Below are 22,218 nucleotides of genomic sequence, written 5' to 3'. Positions count from 1 at the left end.
AAAAAATTTTATCCCTGAAGCGGATATCTGGTTTATTTTGGTATCAGTCCTCCTTTTCTGTGGCTGAATTTATCATATCACGAATTTGAAGTATGAGTTTGTGAAATGTTGAACAAAGTATGAAATCAACAGAAACTAAGAAAATCCTGTTTAATGGTGCATTTTTCATCTCTTACATAAATAGATTTCCTTTACTTTCCTTTCTAACCCCCGATAATATAAATATATGGAAAACGTGGCTAGTAGGCATCGAAGGAGTTGGTTAAATTGGCAATGACAATACCCGAATCAATACGAAGTTCAGCAACAGTGGGAGAACGGATTTTGTTTCGTACATTGAAAAACTATTTGCCTGATGATTATATTGTGTACTATGAACCTGAAATTCAAGGTGTCTGTCCTGATTTTGTTATTATAGGGCCGGATATGGGCTTGCTTGTGCTTGAAGTAAAGGATTATACGAAAAATTCGTTTTATAGGTTCACAAAAGATGACTGGCAGATTCGAAATGCGAGCGGCGACATGTGCAGTGTGAAGAATCCGTTAAGACAAGCAAGAGAGTATGCTTTTAAAATAGCTGATGTACTCCAAAAGGATAAGAGTTTAATTCAAACGGAGGGTAAGTATCAATTTAAACTGAAATTTCCTTATGGATATGGCGTTGTATTTACCAGATTAAATGAAATTCAATTGTTGGAAAAGCAAGTTTATCAAATAATAGATCCAGAGTTTATCTTGACTCGAGATCAAATTGATCCTGATCATGTAAACTTTTCAGAAGAATTGTTGATAGAAAAGCTGTTTCAAATGTTTCATGTGCAATTTCAAATGAAAACCTCTCTTACATATGAAGACATTAATACTATTCGATATTATCTTTTTCCGGAAGTGCGCATTGGAGCGGAGTTTGAACAATCTGTTCCATACCGTGACCAGCTTCTTTTATCGTTGCGGGACATTAAAACGATGGACTTGCATCAAGAGAATATGGCAAAGCAGATTGGTGATCAACACCGTATAATTCGCGGTGTAGCAGGAAGCGGAAAAACCTTAATTCTCGCAAGTCGTGCAAAGATACTGGCAAAAAACCACCCTGATTGGAAGATATTAATCCTCTGTTACAATATTTCATTAGCATCGAATATTACTCAAATGGTTCGTTCAATGTTTGCAGAACCGGATCATTTATTTGACTTTCAATATACTGAAGAAGGAAAAGCTGTTGAGTCTCGAGTTCCTGAAAGTATCCAAATTCGTAACTTTCACCAGTGGCTTAAGCAAGATCTAAAAATAAAAACGAATGAGTTTATGATTGATCAATATATTGAACAGCTGGAAAAAGGCGAGGCAATATCTCCGAAGTATGATGCCATTCTGATCGATGAAGGTCAGGATTTTGAAGGAAATTGGCTTCATTTGATCAGCCTGTGCCTGAGTCCGGAAACGAAATCCTTACTTTTGGTGGAAGACCGTGCACAATCTATTTACGGCAGGAAAAGGAGCTATATAAAAGATACAGGACTTGATTTTAGAGGAAGGTCAAAAATTCTAAACATCAATTACAGAAATACATCGCAAATTGTTTCCTTTGCTTGGGATTTTTATGAGAAGCATTCGGTTTTACAAGACAAAGTCAAACTAGGGCAGACAGAGAGCGTTGAGATTATTTCGCCAAAAAGTACAAAACGTAAGGGGCCTGAACCGGCATTGTTGAAATTTGATACGATTAACAAAGAAATGCAGGTCATTGCAAAACAAATTATGAATCTTCATGAAGAAAAGAAAGTGCCTTACTCGGAAATCGCCATTCTTTATCGAGTGAAACGGACGAATAAATTTAATGTTGTAAAAACTGTACAAAAAGCGCTCAAAGCGCAAAATATTCCTTTTAATTGGATAGCGGAAAATGAAGAAACGAAGCGCAGTTTTAACCCTGAGGAAGAGACAGTCAAAATCTGTACGATTGACAGCAGTAAAGGACTTGATTTTCAGGCTGTGTTTTTGGTCAAAGCTGATCTCATGCCGTTTCCACTTGAAGAAGATCAAGAACGGGAAGTATCACTCATGTATATCGGCATGACGCGTGCAAAGGAATTCCTGTATATTTCATATTCGGGGGCTTCGGAATATACAAATTATTTTGATGAACTGAAAGAGGAACAACACGATGAACAGGTATTACTGAAGTGAAAAATCGGGCTGTCGAGATATTCTCGACAGCCTCATTTATTTGACTGAAAACAACTATAGGGCTCCTTGTTTTCACTTATACCAGTCCGTATGAAACACGCCTTCCATATCCGTCCGCTCATACGTGTGAGCGCCGAAATAATCGCGCTGCGCCTGCAGCAGGTTTGCGTTTGAGTGGCCCGTCCGGTAGCCGTCGTAATAGGAGAGGGCGGTGCTCAGGCACGGGAATGAGATGCCTGAGCTGATGCCTTCGCAGACGACCTTTCGCAAGCCGGACTGGTATTCTTTTAGTTTTTCAGCGAAGTCAGGTGCGACCAGCAGGTTGGACAGGTCCGGCTGTTTGTCGAAAGCTTCGCTGATGAGATTTAAAAATTGTGCGCGGATGATGCAGCCGCCGCGGAAGATGAGGGCGATGTCCTTTAACGGCAGGTTCCATCCGTTCAGGTCAGACGTCATTTTATATTGAGCGAAGCCTTGGGCATAGGCGCAGACTTTCCCCATGTATAACGCCTGTCTGACGCGGTCGATCCACACGTTCTGATCCAGGGGCCGTTCTTCTGTTTCAGGGCCGGCCAATACGTTTTCGGCAGCTGTCCGTTCGTCTTTTAATGATGACAGGTAACGGGCAAACAGGGATTCCGTGATAATCGATGATGGAATGCCGTTGTCGATGGCCTGCAGGCTCGTCCATTTGCCCGTGCCTTTTTGGCCGGTTTTGTCGAGGATGACGTCGATGAGCGGAGCGCCCGTTCGCTCATCCTTTTTCCTCAGGATCTCTGCCGTGATTTCGATTAAATAGCTTTTCAGCTCTCCTTGATTCCACGTGTCGAAAATGTCAGCGATTTCATCTATCGGCAAAAGAAGCTTTTCTCTTAAAAATGTATACGCTTCAGCGATAAGCTGCATGTCTGCGTATTCGATGCCGTTGTGCACCATTTTGACAAAATGCCCCGCGCCTTTTGGACCGATGTAGACACAGCATGGATCTTCTTCTACTTGGGCGGCGATTTTTGTGAGAATCGGAGCTGCTTTTTCGTAGACGTCCCGATCTCCGCCGGGCATAATGGATGGGCCTTTTAAAGCGCCGACTTCGCCGCCGGAAATGCCGATTCCCAAGTAGCCGATACCTTTCGCTTTCAAACTGTCATATCTTCGTTCCGTATCTTCGTAGTGGGAGTTGCCGCCGTCCATGATGACATCCCCTTCTTCAAGCAGAGGAACGAGCGAGTCGATAACAGAATCAACCGGTTTGCCTGCTGTGACCATAAGAAAGATTTTTCTCGGTTTTTCTAAAGACTGTACGAAATCTTCAAGTTCATAGTACGGCTTGACTGTTTGGCCTCCCGTTTTTTGGACGAGTTGATCGGTTAAATCCCTTGTGTAGTTATAGACGGCGACTTGTTCGCCTTTGTTTGCCATGTTCAGGGCGATATTGCTCCCCATGACTCCCAGACCTATGACACCGATTGTATTGCGCATGTAATACCTGCTCCTTCATTTAAGACTTTTTTATACAAATAGGCTTAACAATAAAGTAAATCCTAATCCGGCCACCGCGATAATGGTTTCAAGCAGTGTCCAGGTGGCAAATGTTTCTTTCATGCTTAGTCCGAAATACTCTTTGAACATCCAGAAGCCTGCGTCATTGACATGGGAAGCGATTACACTTCCGGCCCCTGTTGCAAGCACAACCAGCGCAAGATTGACATCGCTTTGTCCGAGCATCGGAAGAACGAGTCCGGTTGTGCTTAATGCAGCAACTGTCGCGGATCCTAAGGAGATGCGCAGAATTGCGGCGATGACCCAGGCGAGCAAGATCGGCGACATGGCTGTTCCTTTGAATAATTCAGCTACATAGTCGCCTACTCCGCCATTGATCAAGACTTGTTTGAAGGCGCCGCCGCCCCCGATGATCAAGAGCATCATTCCGATTTGTGTAATGGCGGTTGAACAGGAATCCATCACTTGTTTGATCGGGATCTTTCTGGCGATCCCCATCGTATAGATCGCGACCAACAGGGAGATGACCATCGAAGTCGAGGCATTCCCGATTAAACGAACCGCTGCCAGCAGGCTGTTGTCTGCAAGGCCCATCGTTTCTTGAATAAGCGTAATAACAGTCGAAATAGACATGATAATGACCGGAAGCATAGCTGTGAAGACGCTGATGCCGAAGCCGGGCGTTTCTTCAAGCTTGAACGTTTTCTGCTCACCGAGTGAAGCGATGCTGCCCATTTTCTCAAATGATTGCGGGACGATTTTTTTCGCCAGTTTCGTAAATAAAGGTCCGGCCAAAAGAACGGTTGGAATTGCAACAATGATACCGTAGAGCAGCACTTCCCCGATATTGGCGCCGAGCTCTCCCGCGATAGCCGTCGGTCCCGGATGCGGGGGCAGGAAGCCGTGTGTGACGGATAAGGCCGCCGTCATTGGAATTCCAAGGTATAAAATAGATATCTTCAATTCTCTTGAAATGGCGAATACAATTGGAATCAATAATACCAATCCGACTTCGAAGAATAATGCTACCCCGATGATAAAGGAGGCGATGACGACCGCCCATTGGATGTTTTTCTCTCCGAATTTGTTGACGAGGGTCATCGCAATGCGCTGAGCGCCCCCTGAATCCGCGATCAGCCTGCCCAGCATGGCGCCGAGCCCGAAGATCAATGCGATATGGCCGAGCGTTCCGCCAAGGCCTTCTTCAATCGTTTTGACGATGTCGTCAAGCGGCATTCCAAGCGCCAATGCAACCCCGAACGATACGATAATCAAGGAAACAAACGTATTCAGTTTTAACCCCATAATCAAAAGCAATAATGCGACAATCCCGATTGCTACGATCAGTAATGGCATGATAACGCCTCCAATTCTCCCCTATTTTTTGCTGGATAAGCTTCTTTGATAATTTGCAATTTGTGTATATTCGTTTTCAAGTGCTCGAGATAAGTTGATAAAAAGCGGCATTAATTTTCTGTATTCTTTGGCCGATTCTTCTTTCGGCGCGTGTCTGTGCGTGCTTCCGATCATGTCGGAGACGACATCGAATGAATCGATTTTCCCTGTCGCGTACAGCCCCAAAATGCAGGCTCCGAGACAAGAGCTTTCATAGCTTTCCGGCACGACGACTTCCGATTCGAAAATATCGGCCATCATTTGCCTCCATACGTCAGACCTTGCGAAACCTCCGGTCGCCTGAATTCGGGCAACTGGACCGTCCATGCATTCTGTCAACGCCAGGAAGACGGTGTACAGATTGTAAATAACCCCTTCCAATGCCGCGCGAATCATGTGTTCTTTTTTATGCGACATGGTGAGGCCGAAGAATGAACCGCGCACATCCGGATTCCAGAGCGGCGCCCGTTCGCCTGCGAGGTATGGATGGAACAGCAGTCCGTCGGCACCCGGTCTGACGCGTTCGGCAATTTTGGTCAAGACATCGTACGGATCAATGCCGAGACGTTTTGCCGTTTCGATTTCTGATGATGCAAATTCATCTCTGATCCAGCGAAGGACGATCCCGCCGTTGTTGACTGGCCCGCCGATGACCCAATGATTCTCAGTTAAGGCATAGCAAAAGATTCTGCCTTTTTCATCGGTTTGCGGTTTATCGATAATCGTGCGAATCGCACCGCTTGTCCCAATAGTGACGGCGATTTCGCCTTTTTTAATCGCGTTGACGCCGAGGTTGGAAAGCACGCCGTCGCTGGCACCGATGACAAATGGCGTTTGCGGATCAATTCCCATCATCGCCGCCAGTTCCGGATTGCAGTGATGGAAAATGGCTGTTGTCGGAACGAGCTTTGATAGGTGGTCAGGTGTGATGCCTGCAATGGCCAGTGCTTCTTCGTCCCAGGCCAATGTTTTGAGATTCATCATTCCCATCGCCGAAGCTAAGGAGTAATCGACGACATATTGATCAAATAACTTTTTAAAAATATATTCTTTGATTCCGATATATTTTTTTGCTTTGACAGCGATTTCAGGATGCTCGTTTACAATCCATGTGATTTTGCTTAGGGGCGCCATCGGATGAATCGGCGTTCCCGTCCGTTTATAGACATTGTGCCCGTTCATTTCTTCTTTGATTTTATGAGCCCAGCCTTCGCTTCTGTTGTCTGCCCAAGTGATGCAGGAGGTGAGCGGCTTGTCGTTTTCGTCCATCGCAATCACGCTGTGCATCGCGCTGCTGAATGAAATGAATGACGGCTGTTTGTCAGGATGCTGCTGCATGATTTTCGCCGTTGACTGGATGACGGCCTGAAAAATCTCATCCGGGTTTTGTTCAGCGGTCGAGATGTCCGGGGTGTAAAGCGCGTAGCCGATGCTTTCCTTTTGGATCACGTCCCCTTTTTCACTGAATAAAACCGCTTTCGTGCTTGTCGTACCGATATCTATGCCTAACATATAACTAGTCATTTTCTTGTTCGGCCCCTTTCGCCAGCATTTGTTGCGACAGCCACAGATCTTCAACTTTACCTTGCACGTCATCGAAATTTTGATGGAGGGATTTAAGCATCAGATCCCTGTCTTTCGTTTTGATCGCTTTGATATAAAGTTCATGGTTATCGAGAATTCGTTCAAAGTCTTCGTATTTTTCTTTTAAGCGGGCCCGCATGGATAAAAGAATAAAGCTTTCCATCACAGGTTTGAGATTGTTCCATATCATCAAAATGTAAGAATGATTGATGGAGCGGACAATCGTTTCGTGAAATAAGACGTCTTGAAATGAGAACTCGTCGGCATCTTTGTATTTGATGGAGACTTTCATCATCTCCAATATTTTGCTGAGGTCTGTTACCAGTTCGTCGACATTGGCCCGTCCAAGCCGTTCGAATACGAATGTTTCCATCACCAGACGCACATCATAAATTTCTCCAATTTCTTTTTCGGTTAAACCGATGACAACGGCGCCCATCCGTTCCAAACGGATGATTTTTTCCGATGCCAGTATTTTTAAAGCCTCGCGGATGGGAGACCGGCTCACCGAGAATTCCGCAGCCAATTTATTTTCAGATAAAATGGTACCGCTTTCAATCAAGCCGGAAATAATGCGCATTCTCAGCTCGCATGCGACGCGAACACCTGTTGAAGCTCTTGAAAGCCACTTCTCCGGATATAAAAGATTTTTAGATTGGCTCATACACTCACCTTCCTAGTTATACGAGTATACTTGTATACAAGTATGATAACGCGATTATTTTGATTATGCAAACACTTTCATTTCAAATTTTCCGAAAAATTTTTTCCATTTATAAAACGATTTGTTTTGCCAATGCGCTCGAAATACTCCACTAAAGCAAAAAAATATAAAGGGAGCAGCTGCCCTTTATATTTTGACCATTTGTTTAACGATGAGTTTGAAGTCATGTTCGCTAATTTCTATGTGCCCAAATCGAAAGGAATAACCCCAGTGCCGTTTGTTTTTGATGAAAGAGAGGTTGGGAATGAATGGGTGGATCGGCGTTTCCCGGCATTTTAAAAAGTTGATCTTCCTTCTGTAAGGTGAGAATCCTTCTCCCGCATGAACCTTGTAAACTCTGTTATCACTCACTTCCCCTACAGCTGTAAACTTTTGATAGGGCGCATCATCTTTGAGATTTTGTTTTGGCGAGTAATAAATGATCCAATCATCGGGATTCATTCTTTTTAAAGGCGCCTCTTTTCCGTGGCAAAGTTGGGCGAAGCCTCCGGATACACCTTTCAAGACGTGATCGCGCGAAGCTACGCCGATCCAATACCTTCTTTTCATTCCATTCAGCATCCGCAAGCATCCTTGTCAGTATCCCCTTCGGTGCATGCTGACACAGGAAAATTCATTTCTCTCCATGCCGCGATCCCTCCGGTCAGCTCTTTCACTTGATAGCCTTTTTCTAATAAAAATTTAGCTGCTTTAGCTGCCGTATTGCACCAGACATCCCAGCAGTACACAATGATTTCTTTATCTTTTGGAATATCCTCTAATCGATGAGGGAGATCGTGTTCAGGTATCGCTTGAGCACCTTTTATCGTCAAACTCCTGACTTCGCTTGGCCCGTTTCTTACATCTATTAAAAAATATTTTTCAGGGTGATTCTTTGAAGATTTAAAATAATCCATTGGACTAATGGTGGCTTCTAAACGTGCATTAAAAAAATCGAGTGAATTCATAGGGTATGCCTCCTAGTTTTTATACTTTTTCCATACTTTTAAAAGCAAATCTTTAAATAATTTTTTTTCATTGTCAGTCAGAGGGGATAAAACCTCATATTCTGTCTGTACTAAAACCTGTTTGCATGATGACAGTACATCGCTGCCTTTTTCAGTAAGGATTAGGCTGTATGCCCTGCGATCACTTGCGTTTTTTGTCCTTTCCACAAAGCCTGAAGCTTCTAAATGGTCAACATGGCTCACCATTGTCGTACGGTCGATCTGCAGTTGTTCAGAAATCAGTTTTTGAGAAGAAAAAGGGTTTTCTTCAATAAATACAAGTACTCCGAATTGCCTGGCATTCAAGCTATACGGAGCGAGAACATCAGCAAATTGATCCTCCATTTGCTGAAGAACCTTTCCTAGCAAAAATCCGTAAAATTGACTTAACTGTTTCAAAAATCATCACCACCTAAAATAATCACCAAACTATATAGTCAGTATAACTGATTATATTTTTGAACACAAGCCTTCTTGTTTTCGTTTGTTAATTTAATTAATTAACCGTGGTACAATAAAACCTACGATATGGTGTAAATGGAGGATTTCACATGCAACGCGGTACATTTCAATTAATGAAATCGGTGAACAAATCGATCATTCTTAATAAAATCAGAACTTCAGAGCCGATTTCGAGAGCCGAGATCGCCAAGGAAACAAAGATTACCCCTCCCACGGTCTCAAGCATTGTCAAAGAGTTGATCGAACAAGGGCTCGTGAAAGAAAGCACGCTCGGCCATTCGAGCGGCGGAAGGAAGCCGACAATGCTGCACATCAACACAGGTGCCTATTATGTCATTGGCATTGATGCCGGGCCTGAGACGGTGGAGTGCATCTTAACCGATTTAGCCGGAGGGATACTGCAGCGGACATCCAGCCTGCTGAAAAAACCGCTGACAAACGAGACGTTCATTGATGTTTTAAAAGAAAATGTTTATGCGATTTTGGGACGGGCCGATGTCAATCAGGAAAAGATCATCGGGATCGGCATCGCAATGCACGGGGTCGTCGATGCTGAAACGGGAATGTCACGCATCGCCCCGATTTTAAACCTAACCAATATTCCCATTAAAGATGTGCTGGAACAAGAATTCAACTTAACGGTCAGAGTTGAAAACGATGCCAGGGCGATGGCGCTTGGCGAATCGTGGTTCGGCGGCCGCGATGATGCAGGCGGCAGTATGGCGGCCGTAAACATCGGCCGCGGTGTCGGTGCGGGGATTGTCATCAACGGAAAACTGTACCATGGAGCGGAAGGAATCGCAGGGGAACTGGGCCATATGATCATTGATATTAATGGAGAAAAGTGCGAGTGCGGCAACCGGGGCTGCCTGCAGACGATTGTGAGCGGTAAAGCGATTGCCAAGCGGGGAAACAAACGGTTAAAAGAAAGTCCGGACAGCCTGACAGCCAAAGATTTGTTTGAAATGGCCGAGAACGGCTGCCAAACGTGTATCGAACTCTTTCGGGAAACCGGTGTGATCATCGGAATCGGGCTGACCAACTTCATTCATCTTGTCAATCCGGGCAAAATCGTGCTGGGCGGCGGAGTGATGAAAGGCGGGAGGTTCATATTGCCGGCGATACGAGAAACGATACAGCAGAAAGCCTTAACAGCCGAAGCGAGGCAGACAGAGGTGACGATAACGAAGCTCGGCGATGAAGCGACGCTTTACGGAGCCGTTTCATTGCTGTTGGCGGAGCTGTTTGATCCGGTGTTAAAATAAGCCTTTTTTTCGCCTGTTTTAACACCGGTGAAGCCTTACCCCTGACGATTGACCGTGTGGATGAAGCGCATGAAAGCTTCGCGGTTTTTGAATACCCCGGCATCCTCAAGGGCTTTAACAAATTTCCGGCCAAGTTCTTTTCGTACAATTGATTCAGCATGCTTCGGCCCGGACAGCTCTCCGTATTCGGTTTTGAGCTGTTCGGCCCATTCCCGGTGATGCGCTTCAACGGCATCTGACTGACCGAGCAGGAATTCTTGGACACCTGCCAGTTCGGTCTTTAAGCGGGGAGGAAGAACGGCCAGGCCCATCACTTCGATTAAGCCGATATTTTCTTTCTTAATATGGTGAACGTCAGCATGCGGGTGGAATATGCCGTATGGATGCTCGGCAGATGTCCGGTTGTTTCTGAGCACAAGGTCGATTTCAAAAACACCGCTCACGTTTCTTGCAATAGGCGTAATCGTGTTATGAGGCGTTTCATCTGTAAAAGCCGTAATATCCGCTTGTTGATCCGAGTAGTTTTTCCAAGTCTGAAAAATATGATCCGCCGCATCGACAAGGCTGTTGATCGCCGTTCCTTTCAAGCGGATGACAGACATCGGCCATTTTAAAACAGAGGCTTCGATGTCCGGATGCTGTTTGATTTGAAAGGAGAACGCGTCTTCTGCGCGCGTCATCGCAAACTCATATCGTCCGGCTTGATAATGGTCATGGCTTAAAATAGACCCGCCGACGATCGGCAAATCGGCATTCGATCCGATAAAATAATGCGGAAACAGCTCTGTAAAAACAAGCAGCCTGTGAAAGGCAAGCTTATCAATTTTCATCGGCCGATGCTGCTCAGAAAATAAAATGCTGTGCTCGTTATAGTAAGCATATGGAGAATATTGAAAATACCAGTTTTCTCCGGCGAGCGGGACTTTAATAATCCTGTGGTTCGCCCGGGCGGGATACCCGATTCGTCCTGCATACCCTTCGTTTTCTTTGCACAGCAGGCACGTCGGATAGCTGCGTGCTCGTTTTGCAGCGGCGCGCTCCCGTTTGATTTGCTCAGGGTCTTTTTCCGGCTTTGACAAATTGATCGTAATATCCATTGTGCCGTAAGGTGTATCTGCCTGATACGAAATATTTCTTTCAATTCGTTTTGTCTGGATATAGTTGCTGTTTTTGCTGAGCTGATAAAAATAGGCGGTCGCCTCCAGCGGCGATTGCTCGTATTTTTGCTGAAACACGGCATTGATGACAGAAGGTCTTGCAACAAAGCAATTCATCACATTTGCCGCCAGCATGTCTTTCGCGTCTGCGTCGTCGGTTATGACGCCGTGTTCAATTGCATAAGCGGCGAGTCTTTCCAAAAGGTCGGGGATGGAGTCGCCGGAAGCCGCAGGGGCTTCTTCGGGAAACGAGTCCAGACCCAGCAGGTTCATCACTTGGTTGCGTGCGTAGTTCACGTCATCCGGTTCGATTAACCCTGTTTCAAGCGCTTTTTGAATGAGTCCGGCTATGTCTTGTTCAATCATGTTGACACTTCCTTCCTGTACCCGTTTGGATGTGATGAATGCCACTTCCAGGCGTCTTCAATGATCTTTGCTACAGAAGTGCGCGAAGGCCTCCAGCCTAGGACCTGCTTTGCTTTGTCAGAGCCGGCAATCAGGATGCTCGGGTCGCCGGCTCTGCGCTTGCCGATCTCGGCGGGAATGTCTTTGCCGGTGACCTTTCTCGCCGCATCAATCATTTCTTTCACCGAAAATCCTTCGCTGCTGCCGAGGTTGAATATATCGCTTTTGCCGCCTTCTCTTAAATAGTCCAAAGCCGACAGATGAGCGTCAATCAGGTCTTCGACATGAACATAGTCGCGGATGCACGTGCCGTCGGGCGTATCATAGTCATCCCCAAAAATCGTAATATGCGGTCTTTGTCCGAGAGCGGTTTGCAGGATGATGGGGACCAGGTGTGTTTCCGGATGATGGTCTTCTCCGATCTCTCCCGTTTCCCTTGCTCCTGCGACATTAAAGTACCTGAGAGACACAAAGCTGACTCCATGGGCTTCTTCAGTCCGCTTCATGAGCTTCTCCATGATCAGTTTCGTTTCCCCGTAGGTGCTTGTCGGCCTCGTCGGCATGTCTTCTGTGATCGGCACCGATTCAGGCTCTCCGTAGACGGCCGCCGTCGAGGAGAATACGATTTTTTTCACATCGTGCTCAAGCATCGTCTGAAGCAAAACCTGTGTCCCGGATACATTGTTGTCGTAGTATTTAAGCGGATCTTTCATTGATTCGCCGACAAGTGAACTGGCGGCGAAGTGGATCACTTCTTCAATACGTTCCTTTTCGAAAACAGTGCGGAGGAAGTCGCGATCGCGCACATCCCCTTCATAAAAGACTGCCGCAGGATGTACGGCCTGTCTTTGGCCGGTCTCAAGGTTGTCAACGACAACGACGGTTTCGCCCCTGTCCAATAATTGATACACGGCGTGTGAACCGATATAGCCGGCACCGCCCAAAACCAACACACTCATATCCATTCCCCTTTCTATATTTCTTTGGCGCCGTCGCCTATCGCCGCAGTATAAAATGCGGCATCATAGCCAACCGTTTCGCGGTAGACGGCATTCACGCGTTCTTTAAAGCTGTCTGTCCGGTCTTTTTCTACAATCGCAATCGCACAGCCGCCGAACCCGGCGCCGGTCATGCGTGCACCCAGGACGCCGTCTTGTTCCCAAGCCACCTGGACAATGGTATCAAGCTCCAGCCCTGTCACTTCATAATCATCCCTTAAAGACATATGAGATTCATTCATCAGCTTGCCGAACCCGGCGAGATCGTCCCCGCGAAGTTTCCCCAGCGCTTTCAGCGTCCGGGCATTTTCGTACACCGCATGCTTGGCGCGTTTTCGATTAATTTCATCTCGGATGAGGTGCTGATGAGCTTCAAATGCTTCCGCCGTCATTTCGCCCAGACTTGCAATCGATAACTCCTGCTGCAGATCGCGGAGCGCCTCTTCGCATTGGGCCCGCCTTTCATTATATTTAGATCCGGCCAGCGTCCGCTGTTTGTTTGTATTGATGATGATCACATCGTGTTCCTTCAATACGAAGGGAGCGTATGTGTAATGAAGTGTTTGGCAGTCTAACAAAATCGCGTGATCCTTTTTCCCCATGCCGATCGCAAATTGGTCCATAATGCCGCTGCCTACGCCGATGTATTCGTTTTCGACTTTTTGTCCGAGCTTAACCATGGAGATCGTGTCTGTCTGCAAACCATAAAGCCCTTTTAAAAGAACGCCTGTCGCAAGTTCAATCGATGCGGAAGAAGAGAGGCCCGCCCCGTGCGGAATATTTCCGTAATACAAAATATCGGCGCCGTGAACGATTTGATGGCCTGCTGCTTTCATCAAAAGGAACATTCCTTTCGGATAGTTGGCCCAGCCGTCAGACCGGTCAAAGGCTAAATCGCTCAAGCTGCATTCAATTATGCCTTTGTCAGGGAAGTTCTTTGAATAGAAACGGATCATTTGATCATCTCGTTTCACGCCAAGGGCATAGGTGCCAAATGAAATCGAAGCGGGGAAAACATGCCCTCCATTATAATCCGTGTGTTCGCCGATTAAGTTGATTCTTCCCGGAGCAAAAAAGGTTCGCGGTGTCTGTTCTGTCTTAAAAATAGAGCGAAAGTCGTTTGATAAAGCGGCTGTAGTATTCATATATCCTCCCATTCGTTTGACATGCAGACTTAATAAATTAATTTAATTAAGTTTAACCCCAGTTTACTACGGGTTTTCAATTGGTGCAATAAAAAGTGTTTTTTCAAATGAAACGTTTTCATGTAAAATCCTTATTGGCGGGGATAGGGCAATCAGCACTTGACTTTTACAAAAATCAACGTTAAATTAGTAAAATATTTTACTAAAAAATATGAAAGATGTTCATGGAGGTTTTGCAATCGTGGCGACGATAAAAGATGTTGCAGAAAAGGCGGGGTATTCCATCTCGACGGTTTCCCGCGTATTAAATAACGACGAAAGCCTGTCCGTACCCGATGAGACGCGGGAGAAAATATTTGAAGTGGCGGAAAGCCTGAACTACCGCAAAAAAACGATCAGAACACTGGTAAAAAACATCGCGTTTCTGTACTGGCTGACGGATAAAGAGGAACTCGAAGACGTGTATTTTAAAACGATGAGGCTGGAAATCGAGAAGCTCGCAAAGCAATTCAACGTTGAACTGACGACGTATAAAATTTCGGGGGGTATTGACGCCATCCCCGAAAACATTGAAGGATTCATTGCGGTCGGATCATTTTCAGATGATGAATTAACCCGGTTAAGGCAGATGACGCCTCACGGAGTATTTATCGATTCGACGCCGGATCCGAATCATTTTGATTCAGTCAGGCCGGACTTAAAGCAGATGACGAGGAAAACGGTGGACTTTCTTATCGAAAAAGGGCATGAAAAGATCGGCTTTATCGGAGGCACGTACCACAATCCCAATACCGATGAAGACGAAATGGACGTAAGGGAACGAACGTTTCGCGATTATATGAGGGAAAAAGGGCTCTTGGAGGAAGGCTTTATTTTTTGCCGCAGGGGATTTTCTGTGGAAAACGGCTACCATCTGATGGATAAAGCGGTTGAAACATTGGGCGAAAAGCTGCCGACGGCCTTCTTTACAGCGGCGGATCCGATCGCCGTAGGCTGCCTTCAGGCTTTAAATGAAAAAGGGGTCGCCATCCCGGGCAGGGTGAGCGTCATCAGCATCAACAACATCAGTGTGGCGAAATACGTATCTCCGCCGCTGACGACATTCCATATCGATATTAAAGAACTTTGCAAAAACGCCATTGAATTGCTTCTTGAACAAATACTTGAAAAGAGAAAAGCTGTAAAAACGCTATATATCGGTGCAGAACTGGTGGTCAGGAAAAGCACCAATTAAAAAAGGCGCGGGCTGTTCATAAGCCGCGCCTTTTTCGTAAAACATTTTACTATAGTCAGTAAAATAATTGTTTACACTTTTTCTTAGACATGCTATATTGTTTTTGTAAAACGCTTTCAATCCAATAAAAGGAATGAGACAAATGATGAATATGAAAAAATATGTTGGAATCAGCAGTGTGATTGCTCTCAGTTTGTCTTTAACTGCCTGCGGACCTAAAGAGAGCAGCAATGAAGCATCAGGCTCGAAGCAAAAGGAACTCGTGGTCTGGGAAGATAAAGAAAAAAGCGAAGGCATTAAAGATGCCGTTGCCCAGTTTGAAAAAGAGCACGGCGTATCTGTCAAAATCGTCGAAAAGCCTTACGCAAAGCAGATCGAAGACTTGCGGATGGATGGACCGGCAGGAACGGGGCCTGATGTGTTAACGATGCCTGGAGATCAAATCGGAACAGCGGTAACGGAAGGTTTGATCAAGGAATTAAAGGTGGACAAAGAAATCCAATCGATCTATACGGAACCGGCAATGAGATCCCAGGTGACAAACGGTAAGGTCTACGGCCTGCCGAAAGCGGTCGAAACGACGATGCTCTACTATAATAAAAATTTGATTTCTGAAAAAGAACTGCCGAAAACGCTGGATGAATGGTATGAGTATTCGAAAAAAACGGCTGACGGCAAAAAATTTGGCTTCCTGGCGCTGTTTGACCAGATTTATTATGCACAGAGCGTCATGGGAGGATACGGCGGCTACATTTTTAAGAGCCATGCAGACGGCACTTATGATCCGGCTGATCTCGGCTTGAATAACAAAGGTGCAGTTGAAGGAGCCGAGTACATTCAGAAGTTTTATCAAGAAGGGCTGTTCCCTGCCGGAATTATTGGGGAGCAGGGCATCAATGTGCTGGAATCGCTGTTTACGGAAGGAAAAGCAGCAGCGATTATTTCTGGTCCGTGGAATCTGGAACCGTTCAAAAAAGCGGGCATCGACTACGGGGTTGCCAAGCTGCCTAAGCTGTCCAACGGCAAACATATGAGTTCTTTTGTCGGCGTGAAGAGCTACAATGTAAGCGCTTATTCGAAGAATGCCGATCTAGCGGAAGAATTAGCCGTCTTTCTCGCCAATAAAGAAAACTCAAAGAAGAGATATGAGATCACAAAAGAAGTTCCCGCTGTCAAAGAACTGGCGGATGATCCTGCCGTCACAAAAAGCGAAGCGGCTCAAGCTGTTGCCGAGCAATCTCAGTACTCAGAGTTGACGCCGAATATTCCTGAGATGAATGAAGTATGGACGCCGGCGGATGCGGCTCTGCAAACGATCGCAACCGGAAAAGCGGAACCGAAAAAAGCGCTTGATCAAGCCGCGGAAACGATACAAGGACAGATCAAAGCGAAGCACAGCGGCAGCAAATAAGCCGCAGCATTGGTGTCAAACTTGTCTTAAGTTTGGCGCCATTTATGATCAGGACGTCCATATAAAGAGGTGAAAGAGAAGGTGCAGCATCGCAAAAAAGCTTTACTATTATCAATCATTCCCGGTTTGGGCCAATTCTACAATAAACAATGGATAAAGGGTCTGTTATTCCTTCTTTTAGGCGTCTCGTTCTTTGCGGTTTTTGGCGATTTGCTGAATATGGGGCTGTGGGGCCTGTTTACGCTTGGAACCGAAGTGCCGCGCGATAACTCGATTTTTCTATTGGCAGAAGGCATCATCGCCGTGATTGTCACCGGTTTTGGGCTGGCTGTCTATTACGCCAATTTGCGGGATGCCTACCAAAACGGAAAGCGGCGCGATGAACAAAAGGAGCTCAGTTCACTCAAGGAACAATATCATAATTTAATGGCTCAGGGATATCCGTATCTCATCAGCGGACCATCACTGTTCATTTTGATTTTCGCCGTTGTTTTTCCGATTTTGTTCAGCTTTGCATTAGCTTTTACAAATTATAACCTCTACCATTCTCCGCCTGCCCACCTTGTCGATTGGGTAGGGCTTAAAACGTTTTCTGAAATTTTCACCGTTGATATTTGGCGGTCGACCTTTTTGGATGTTTTAGCTTGGACCATTGTCTGGACGCTTGTCGCTTCCACGCTCCAAGTCGGGTTGGGAATTTTGTTGGCGGTTGTCGTCAATCAGAAGGAAGTCCGCTTCAAGAAATTTTTCCGGACGATTCTGGTTTTGCCTTGGGCCGTGCCCGGCTTTGTTACCATTCTTGTGTTTGCCGGCCTCTTTAATGACAGCTTCGGTGCATTCAATCATCAAATCCTCGCCGCATTCGGCATCGATCCGATTCCTTGGATGACGAATGCCAATTGGACGAAGCTGGCGCTTATCCTCATGCAGGGGTGGCTCGGTTTTCCTTATGTGTTTATTGTGACGACCGGTGTTCTGCAGTCGATTCCGGACGACCTGTATGAAGCGGCGACAATTGACGGCGCGTCCGCGTTTTCGAAATTCAGGCATATCACAATGCCGCTGATTTTAATCGCAATGGCGCCGATTATCATCACGCAATTCACTTTTAACTTTAATAACTTCAACATTATCTATCTATTCAATGGAGGCGGTCCGGCTGTTCCCGGGTCAACAGCGGGAGGAACCGACATTCTGGTGTCCTGGATTTACAAATTGACGATGCAGTCGAGCCAGTACTCTTTAGCCGCCGCATTGACGATCCTGCTGTCGGTCTTTGTCATCTCTATCGCGCTGTGGCAGTTCAGACGGACAAATTCTTTCAAAGAGGGGGCTTAACATATGAAGAAAAGAAGATTCTTTCGGCTCCTTCTGACCTATTCTCTGTTGGTTTTTATGACAGCCGTTATCATATATCCTCTGCTTTGGACGGTGGGAGCCAGCTTTAATCCCGGCAACAGTTTGGTCAGTACTTCTATCATTCCGGCAAATCCGACATTGGATCACTATAGAGAATTATTTGCAGGAAAAGAGAGCCTTCAATACGGGCAATGGTATATAAACTCGCTGAAAATCAGCATCTTTACGATGATCGGATCAATCATCAGTGTTTCTTTTACAGCTTATGCTTTTTCACGGTTTCGTTTTAAAGGTAGAAAAAACGCTTTAGTTTTATTCATGCTGCTGCAAATGATTCCTCAATTTTCGGCTTTGGTTGCGCTCTTCGTTTTAGCGCAGATGCTCGGAATGATGAACAGCCATTGGCTGCTGATTTTGCTGTACATCGGCGGGCTTATACCGATGAACACGTATTTGATGAAGGGGTATATGGATTCCATTCCCATCGATTTGGATGAGAGCGCTAAGATTGACGGCGCTAGCAATACAAGGATTTTTCTGCAGATTATTATGCCGCTATCCAAACCGATGATCGCGGTCGTCGCCATGAACGGATTCACCGGACCGCTCGGGGATTTCGTTTTGTCTTCGACCATATTGCGGACGCCGGAGTCGTATACATTGCCGATCGGTTTATACAATTTAGTCAATGAAGTCATGGGAGCCAGCTATACGACGTTTGCCGCCGGCGCCATTTTGATCAGCATTCCGGTAGCCGTCATCTTTATCATGCTGCAAAAGAACTTTGTATCAGGGTTGACGGCAGGCGGAACGAAAGGATAGTCCGAGAAGAATATGGTCTAAAAAAGGAGAGTATTATGCCGAAAATTTATACGACACAAGCAAAATACATGCTTCACGGGGGAGACTACAATCCGGATCAATGGCTTGACCGTCCGGATATTCTTGCAGATGATATCAAGCTGATGAAGCTTGCCCATACGAATACATTTTCAGTGGGGATTTTTTCATGGAGCGCTCTTGAGCCGGAGGAAGGCGTCTATACGTTTGAATGGCTGGATGATATGTTTGAGAACATTCACCGGAACGGCGGACGGATTATAATGGCGACACCGAGCGGCGCCCGTCCTGCTTGGCTGTCGCAAAAATATCCGGAAGTGCTGCGCGTCAATGCGGAACGTGTCAAACAGCTGCATGGCGGAAGGCACAATCATTGCTTCACTTCATACGTATACCGTGAAAAAACGAGAAAGATCAACCGCTTGCTGGCTGAAAGGTACGGCAGCCATCCTGCCCTTTTGATGTGGCATGTCTCCAACGAATACGGAGGAGAATGCCATTGTCATCAATGCCAGCACGCTTTTAGAGACTGGCTGAAAAAGAAGTACAACAATGATCTTAAATCTTTGAATGATGCATGGTGGACGCCTTTTTGGAGCCATACCTTCAACGATTGGTCACAGATTGAATCGCCGTCTCCGATCGGTGAAAATGCGGTACACGGCTTGAATTTGGACTGGCGCCGCTTCGTCACTGATCAGACGATCTCTTTCTTTCAAAATGAAATCGTTCCGTTGAAGGAAATCACGCCAAATATTCCGATTACGACCAACTTTATGGCTGACACGCATGATCTCATTCCATTTCAAGGGCTGGACTACAGCAAGTTTGCCAAGCATCTGGACGTGATCAGCTGGGACGCGTATCCCGCCTGGCACAATGATTGGGAAAGCACAGCTGATTTGGCCATGAAAGTCGGCTTTATCAATGATTTGTACCGCAGCCTGAAACAGCAGCCGTTTCTTTTAATGGAATCGACGCCAAGCGCTGTCAATTGGCACAATTTTAATAAAGCGAAACGGCCGGGGATGCATCTCTTGTCTTCTATGCAGATGATCGCCCACGGATCTGACAGCATTCTCTATTTTCAATGGCGGAAATCCCGCGGCTCATCGGAAAAATTTCACGGTGCGGTTGTCGGCCATGACAATTGTTCCGAGAACCGCGTATTTAAAGAAGTGGCAAAAGTGGGGCAAACCCTTGATGAACTGTCTGAAGTCGTCGGAACGACCCGGCCCGCGAATGTCGCGATCCTCTATGATTGGGAAACCCATTGGGCGCTCGAAGATGCACAAGGATTCGGGATGAAAACCAAGCGGTATCCCCAAACCTTGCACGAGCACTACCGCGCGTTTTGGGAGCGTGATATTCCAGTCGACGTGATTACGAAGGAACAGGATTTTTCGCCGTACCGGCTGCTGATCGTTCCGATGCTTTACCTAGCAAGTGAAGAAACAATCGCGCGTTTAAAAGCCTTTGCTGCAAACGGGGGCACATTGGTGATGACGTATATTAGCGGAATCGTCAACGAATCTGACCTGACCTATTTAGGCGGATGGCCGCAAGATCTGCAAGAGATGTTTGGCATGGAACCTGTTGAAACCGATACGCTCTATCCGGGCGACAAAAATAGGGTCCGTTATCAAAACCGGTCCTATGAGCTGAAAGATTATGCGACCGTGCTGAAGCTGGATACGGCAGATCCCGTGGGATTCTATGAGGACGATTTTTATGCGGACACGCCGGCTGTTACAAGCCATTCATACAAACAGGGGAAGACGTACTATATCGGTGCGCGCTTAAGCAGTCAATTTCATCGGGATTTTTATGAAACATTGATCAAAGAGCTATCGATTCAACCGGCTTTTGATGTGAAACATCAGCCTGGCGTCTCCGTTCAAGTCAGACAGGATGAAGAAAATGATTATATTTTCATCATGAATTTCACAGAAAAACGCCAGCCCGTCGTGTTGGAGTCGGCCGTTAAAGATATGCTGACCGGAGAAACGCTGACCGGCGAAATCACATTGGAAAAATATGAAGCCAGAATAGCGGTAAAAACAAAAAAATAAGCCCGGGGGACATCCGCTTTTTAATGAGGGTGTTTCTCTTAAAAAAAATGAAAGCGTTTTCGTTTTGGCGTGTGTCAATTATGAAAGGGGAGAAGCGAGATTCATGAAAAACGTGGTGGCTGTTTTTGTGGTGCTGATTGTTGTTTTGGGCGCACTTGGAACCGGCGGTCCGGCGGAAGCCGTCAGAGGTTCCAAGGCGGCAGAAAGCGGCCTTTTTGTCGAAAAGGTTTCAGGGCTTCACAAGGATTTTATAAAAGGGGTTGATGTTTCGAGTATCATCGCTTTGGAAGAGAGCGGCGTCGCCTTTTACAATGAATCCGGAAAGAAACAGGATATATTCAAAACGCTGAAGGAAGCAGGCGTCAATTATGTCCGGGTGCGCATCTGGAATGATCCCTATGATGCTAACGGCAATGGCTATGGAGGGGGCAATAATGATCTGAAAAAAGCGATTCAGATCGGAAAACGGGCCACTGCCAACGGAATGAAGCTGCTGGCGGATTTCCACTATTCCGATTTCTGGGCGGACCCGGCGAAACAGAAAGCGCCAAAAGCATGGGCAAACCTAAACTTTGAAGATAAAAAAACGGCGCTTTACCAATATACAAAACAAAGCCTTGAAGCGATGAAAGCAGCGGGCATCAACGTCGGCATGGTGCAGGTCGGAAACGAAACAAACGGGGGTCTTGCCGGTGAACCGGACTGGGCGAAGATGAGCCAATTATTCAATGCGGGGAGCCAAGCGGTCCGGGAGACGGATTCGAATATTTTAGTCGCCTTGCATTTTACCAATCCGGAGACGTCCGGCAGGTACGCTTGGATTGCCGAGACGCTTCACCGGCACCATGTCGACTATGATGTATTTGCAAGCTCATATTATCCATTTTGGCATGGCACACTGAAGAATCTAACATCCGTCCTGACATCCGTCGCGGATACGTACGGCAAAAAGGTCATGGTAGCCGAGACATCTTATACGTATACGGCTGAAGACGGAGACGGACACGAAAATACAGCCCCTAAAAACGGTCAAACGCTCAATTACCCGGTCACCGTTCAAGGACAGGCGAACGCGGTCCGTGATGTGATTCAAGCGGTCAGCGATGTAGGAGAAGCCGGAATCGGCGTTTTCTATTGGGAACCGGCATGGATTCCAGTAGGACCGGCACGCCAGCTTGAGAAAAATAAAGCGCTTTGGGAGACATACGGATCAGGCTGGGCCACAAGCTATGCCGCTGAATACGACCCGGAAGACGCAGGAAAGTGGTTTGGCGGCAGCGCCGTAGACAATCAGGCATTGTTTGATTTTAAAGGACGTCCATTGCCGTCTCTGAATGTATTTAAGTATGTTGATACGGGAACACCATTCAAAAATTGACTTGCAGCTGAATTCTTGGATGAAGGCGAACGCCGTTTGCCGGAAAGCGGTTTAAAGCAGAATGAAAAAAGGCCGGATGATATCCGGCTTTTTTTCGTGAAAGGACAGTCAGA

The 22,218-nt window shown here is 46.2% G+C and carries 18 protein-coding genes; 8 read left to right on the top strand and 10 right to left on the bottom strand.

Translation table 11 applies throughout. From position 1 onward, the window contains the following. Positions 1–267 precede the first annotated feature (267 nt). Positions 268–2,190, top strand: a complete 1,923-nt coding sequence (locus tag M1D67_RS21920) for a 3'-5' exonuclease (protein ID WP_231005401.1) — start codon at positions 268–270, stop codon at positions 2,188–2,190. A 72-nt stretch (positions 2,191–2,262) separates the two neighbouring features. On the opposite strand, the gene gnd is transcribed toward M1D67_RS21920, so the two are convergent. The 7 genes from gnd to M1D67_RS21885 all read right to left on the bottom strand — a co-directional run bounded on the left by gnd (position 2,263) and on the right by M1D67_RS21885 (position 8,778). Beyond that, a complete protein-coding gene (gnd, locus tag M1D67_RS21915; RefSeq protein WP_458117696.1) occupies positions 2,263–3,669 on the bottom strand; it encodes a decarboxylating NADP(+)-dependent phosphogluconate dehydrogenase in 1,407 nt (468 codons plus the stop codon). Positions 3,670–3,699: 30 nt separating this feature from the next. Next, entirely contained in the window at positions 3,700–5,046 is a 1,347-nt protein-coding gene (locus M1D67_RS21910; protein ID WP_023856844.1) for a GntP family permease, read from the bottom strand. 21 nt (positions 5,047–5,067) lie between these two features. Beyond that, positions 5,068–6,609, bottom strand: a complete 1,542-nt coding sequence (gene gntK, locus M1D67_RS21905; protein WP_020453586.1) for a gluconokinase — start codon at positions 6,607–6,609, stop codon at positions 5,068–5,070. Beyond that, the gene (locus M1D67_RS21900; protein ID WP_020453585.1) at positions 6,602–7,333 is read right to left on the bottom strand and encodes a GntR family transcriptional regulator; all 732 of its coding nucleotides are present in this window, start codon (positions 7,331–7,333) and stop codon (positions 6,602–6,604) included. Before M1D67_RS21900 ends, gntK begins: the two co-directional genes overlap by 8 nt. Before the next feature lie 186 nt (positions 7,334–7,519). After that, on the bottom strand, positions 7,520–7,954 hold the full coding sequence (locus tag M1D67_RS21895; protein WP_020453584.1) for an EVE domain-containing protein: 435 nt from the start codon (positions 7,952–7,954) through the stop codon (positions 7,520–7,522). Beyond that, positions 7,948–8,340, bottom strand: a complete 393-nt coding sequence (locus tag M1D67_RS21890) for a rhodanese-like domain-containing protein (protein ID WP_020453583.1) — start codon at positions 8,338–8,340, stop codon at positions 7,948–7,950. The genes M1D67_RS21895 and M1D67_RS21890 overlap by 7 nt, the downstream gene beginning before the upstream one ends. 12 nt (positions 8,341–8,352) lie before the next feature. Beyond that, complete coding sequence (locus M1D67_RS21885) at positions 8,353–8,778, bottom strand: MarR family winged helix-turn-helix transcriptional regulator (protein ID WP_020453582.1); 426 nt, start codon at positions 8,776–8,778, stop codon at positions 8,353–8,355. A gap of 152 nt (positions 8,779–8,930) precedes the next feature. On the opposite strand from M1D67_RS21885, the gene M1D67_RS21880 reads away from it, so the two are divergent. Beyond that, positions 8,931–10,106, top strand: a complete 1,176-nt coding sequence (locus tag M1D67_RS21880) for an ROK family transcriptional regulator (protein WP_224146257.1) — start codon at positions 8,931–8,933, stop codon at positions 10,104–10,106. A gap of 35 nt (positions 10,107–10,141) precedes the next feature. On the opposite strand, the gene galT is transcribed toward M1D67_RS21880, so the two are convergent. From galT to M1D67_RS21865, 3 genes are read right to left on the bottom strand one after another with little or no spacing between them, the layout of a single operon-like run. After that, on the bottom strand, positions 10,142–11,629 hold the full coding sequence (gene galT, locus M1D67_RS21875) for a UDP-glucose--hexose-1-phosphate uridylyltransferase (RefSeq protein WP_095291221.1): 1,488 nt from the start codon (positions 11,627–11,629) through the stop codon (positions 10,142–10,144). After that, positions 11,626–12,627, bottom strand: coding sequence for a UDP-glucose 4-epimerase GalE (gene galE, locus M1D67_RS21870; RefSeq protein WP_025810522.1), 1,002 nt, complete (start codon positions 12,625–12,627; stop codon positions 11,626–11,628). The genes galT and galE overlap by 4 nt, the downstream gene beginning before the upstream one ends. Before the next feature lie 14 nt (positions 12,628–12,641). Beyond that, positions 12,642–13,811 carry a galactokinase gene (locus M1D67_RS21865; protein WP_479831516.1) on the bottom strand — a complete coding sequence of 390 codons (1,170 nt, stop codon included), beginning with the start codon at positions 13,809–13,811 and terminating at the stop codon, positions 12,642–12,644. Positions 13,812–14,052: 241 nt separating this feature from the next. Here M1D67_RS21865 and M1D67_RS21860 point away from each other — a divergent pair, with 241 nt between their 5' ends. The 6 genes from M1D67_RS21860 to ganB all read left to right on the top strand — a co-directional run bounded on the left by M1D67_RS21860 (position 14,053) and on the right by ganB (position 22,105). After that, a complete protein-coding gene (locus M1D67_RS21860; RefSeq protein WP_020453577.1) occupies positions 14,053–15,045 on the top strand; it encodes a LacI family DNA-binding transcriptional regulator in 993 nt (330 codons plus the stop codon). Positions 15,046–15,187: 142 nt separating this feature from the next. Beyond that, complete coding sequence (gene ganS / locus M1D67_RS21855; protein WP_144497499.1) at positions 15,188–16,456, top strand: galactooligosaccharide ABC transporter substrate-binding protein GanS; 1,269 nt, start codon at positions 15,188–15,190, stop codon at positions 16,454–16,456. Positions 16,457–16,537: 81 nt separating this feature from the next. After that, positions 16,538–17,794: a galactooligosaccharide ABC transporter permease GanP gene (gene ganP / locus M1D67_RS21850; protein ID WP_025810524.1), complete on the top strand. Its 1,257-nt coding sequence runs from the start codon at positions 16,538–16,540 to the stop codon at positions 17,792–17,794. Between the two features lie 3 nt (positions 17,795–17,797). Next, on the top strand, positions 17,798–18,637 hold the full coding sequence (gene ganQ, locus M1D67_RS21845; RefSeq protein WP_020453574.1) for a galactooligosaccharide ABC transporter permease GanQ: 840 nt from the start codon (positions 17,798–17,800) through the stop codon (positions 18,635–18,637). Positions 18,638–18,672: 35 nt separating this feature from the next. Continuing rightward, positions 18,673–20,727: a beta-galactosidase gene (locus M1D67_RS21840; RefSeq protein ID WP_026580391.1), complete on the top strand. Its 2,055-nt coding sequence runs from the start codon at positions 18,673–18,675 to the stop codon at positions 20,725–20,727. Between the two features lie 103 nt (positions 20,728–20,830). Next, on the top strand, positions 20,831–22,105 hold the full coding sequence (gene ganB, locus M1D67_RS21835) for an arabinogalactan endo-beta-1,4-galactanase (protein ID WP_479831515.1): 1,275 nt from the start codon (positions 20,831–20,833) through the stop codon (positions 22,103–22,105). Positions 22,106–22,218: the final 113 nt, after the last annotated feature.

The sequence above is a fragment of the Bacillus sp. PK6-025 genome (genome assembly GCF_056530265.1).
This window is presented reverse-complemented; position numbering and strand designations above follow the sequence as displayed.

What these genes read in the sequence shown, in the direction of transcription:
- gnd (WP_458117696.1), bottom strand. Translation starts at nt 3,669, where the DNA reads ATGCGCAATACAATCGGTGTCATAGGTCTGGGAGTCATGGGGAGCAAT.
- M1D67_RS21910 (WP_023856844.1), bottom strand. Translation starts at nt 5,046, where the DNA reads ATGCCATTACTGATCGTAGCAATCGGGATTGTCGCATTATTGCTTTTG.
- gntK (WP_020453586.1), bottom strand. Translation starts at nt 6,609, where the DNA reads ATGACTAGTTATATGTTAGGCATAGATATCGGTACGACAAGCACGAAA.
- M1D67_RS21900 (WP_020453585.1), bottom strand. Translation starts at nt 7,333, where the DNA reads ATGAGCCAATCTAAAAATCTTTTATATCCGGAGAAGTGGCTTTCAAGA.
- M1D67_RS21895 (WP_020453584.1), bottom strand. Translation starts at nt 7,954, where the DNA reads ATGCTGAATGGAATGAAAAGAAGGTATTGGATCGGCGTAGCTTCGCGC.
- M1D67_RS21890 (WP_020453583.1), bottom strand. Translation starts at nt 8,340, where the DNA reads ATGAATTCACTCGATTTTTTTAATGCACGTTTAGAAGCCACCATTAGT.
- M1D67_RS21880 (WP_224146257.1), top strand. Translation starts at nt 8,931, where the DNA reads ATGCAACGCGGTACATTTCAATTAATGAAATCGGTGAACAAATCGATC.
- galT (WP_095291221.1), bottom strand. Translation starts at nt 11,629, where the DNA reads ATGATTGAACAAGACATAGCCGGACTCATTCAAAAAGCGCTTGAAACA.
- galE (WP_025810522.1), bottom strand. Translation starts at nt 12,627, where the DNA reads ATGAGTGTGTTGGTTTTGGGCGGTGCCGGCTATATCGGTTCACACGCC.
- M1D67_RS21865 (WP_479831516.1), bottom strand. Translation starts at nt 13,811, where the DNA reads ATGAATACTACAGCCGCTTTATCAAACGACTTTCGCTCTATTTTTAAG.
- ganS (WP_144497499.1), top strand. Translation starts at nt 15,188, where the DNA reads ATGATGAATATGAAAAAATATGTTGGAATCAGCAGTGTGATTGCTCTC.
- ganQ (WP_020453574.1), top strand. Translation starts at nt 17,798, where the DNA reads ATGAAGAAAAGAAGATTCTTTCGGCTCCTTCTGACCTATTCTCTGTTG.
- M1D67_RS21840 (WP_026580391.1), top strand. Translation starts at nt 18,673, where the DNA reads ATGCCGAAAATTTATACGACACAAGCAAAATACATGCTTCACGGGGGA.
- ganB (WP_479831515.1), top strand. Translation starts at nt 20,831, where the DNA reads ATGAAAAACGTGGTGGCTGTTTTTGTGGTGCTGATTGTTGTTTTGGGC.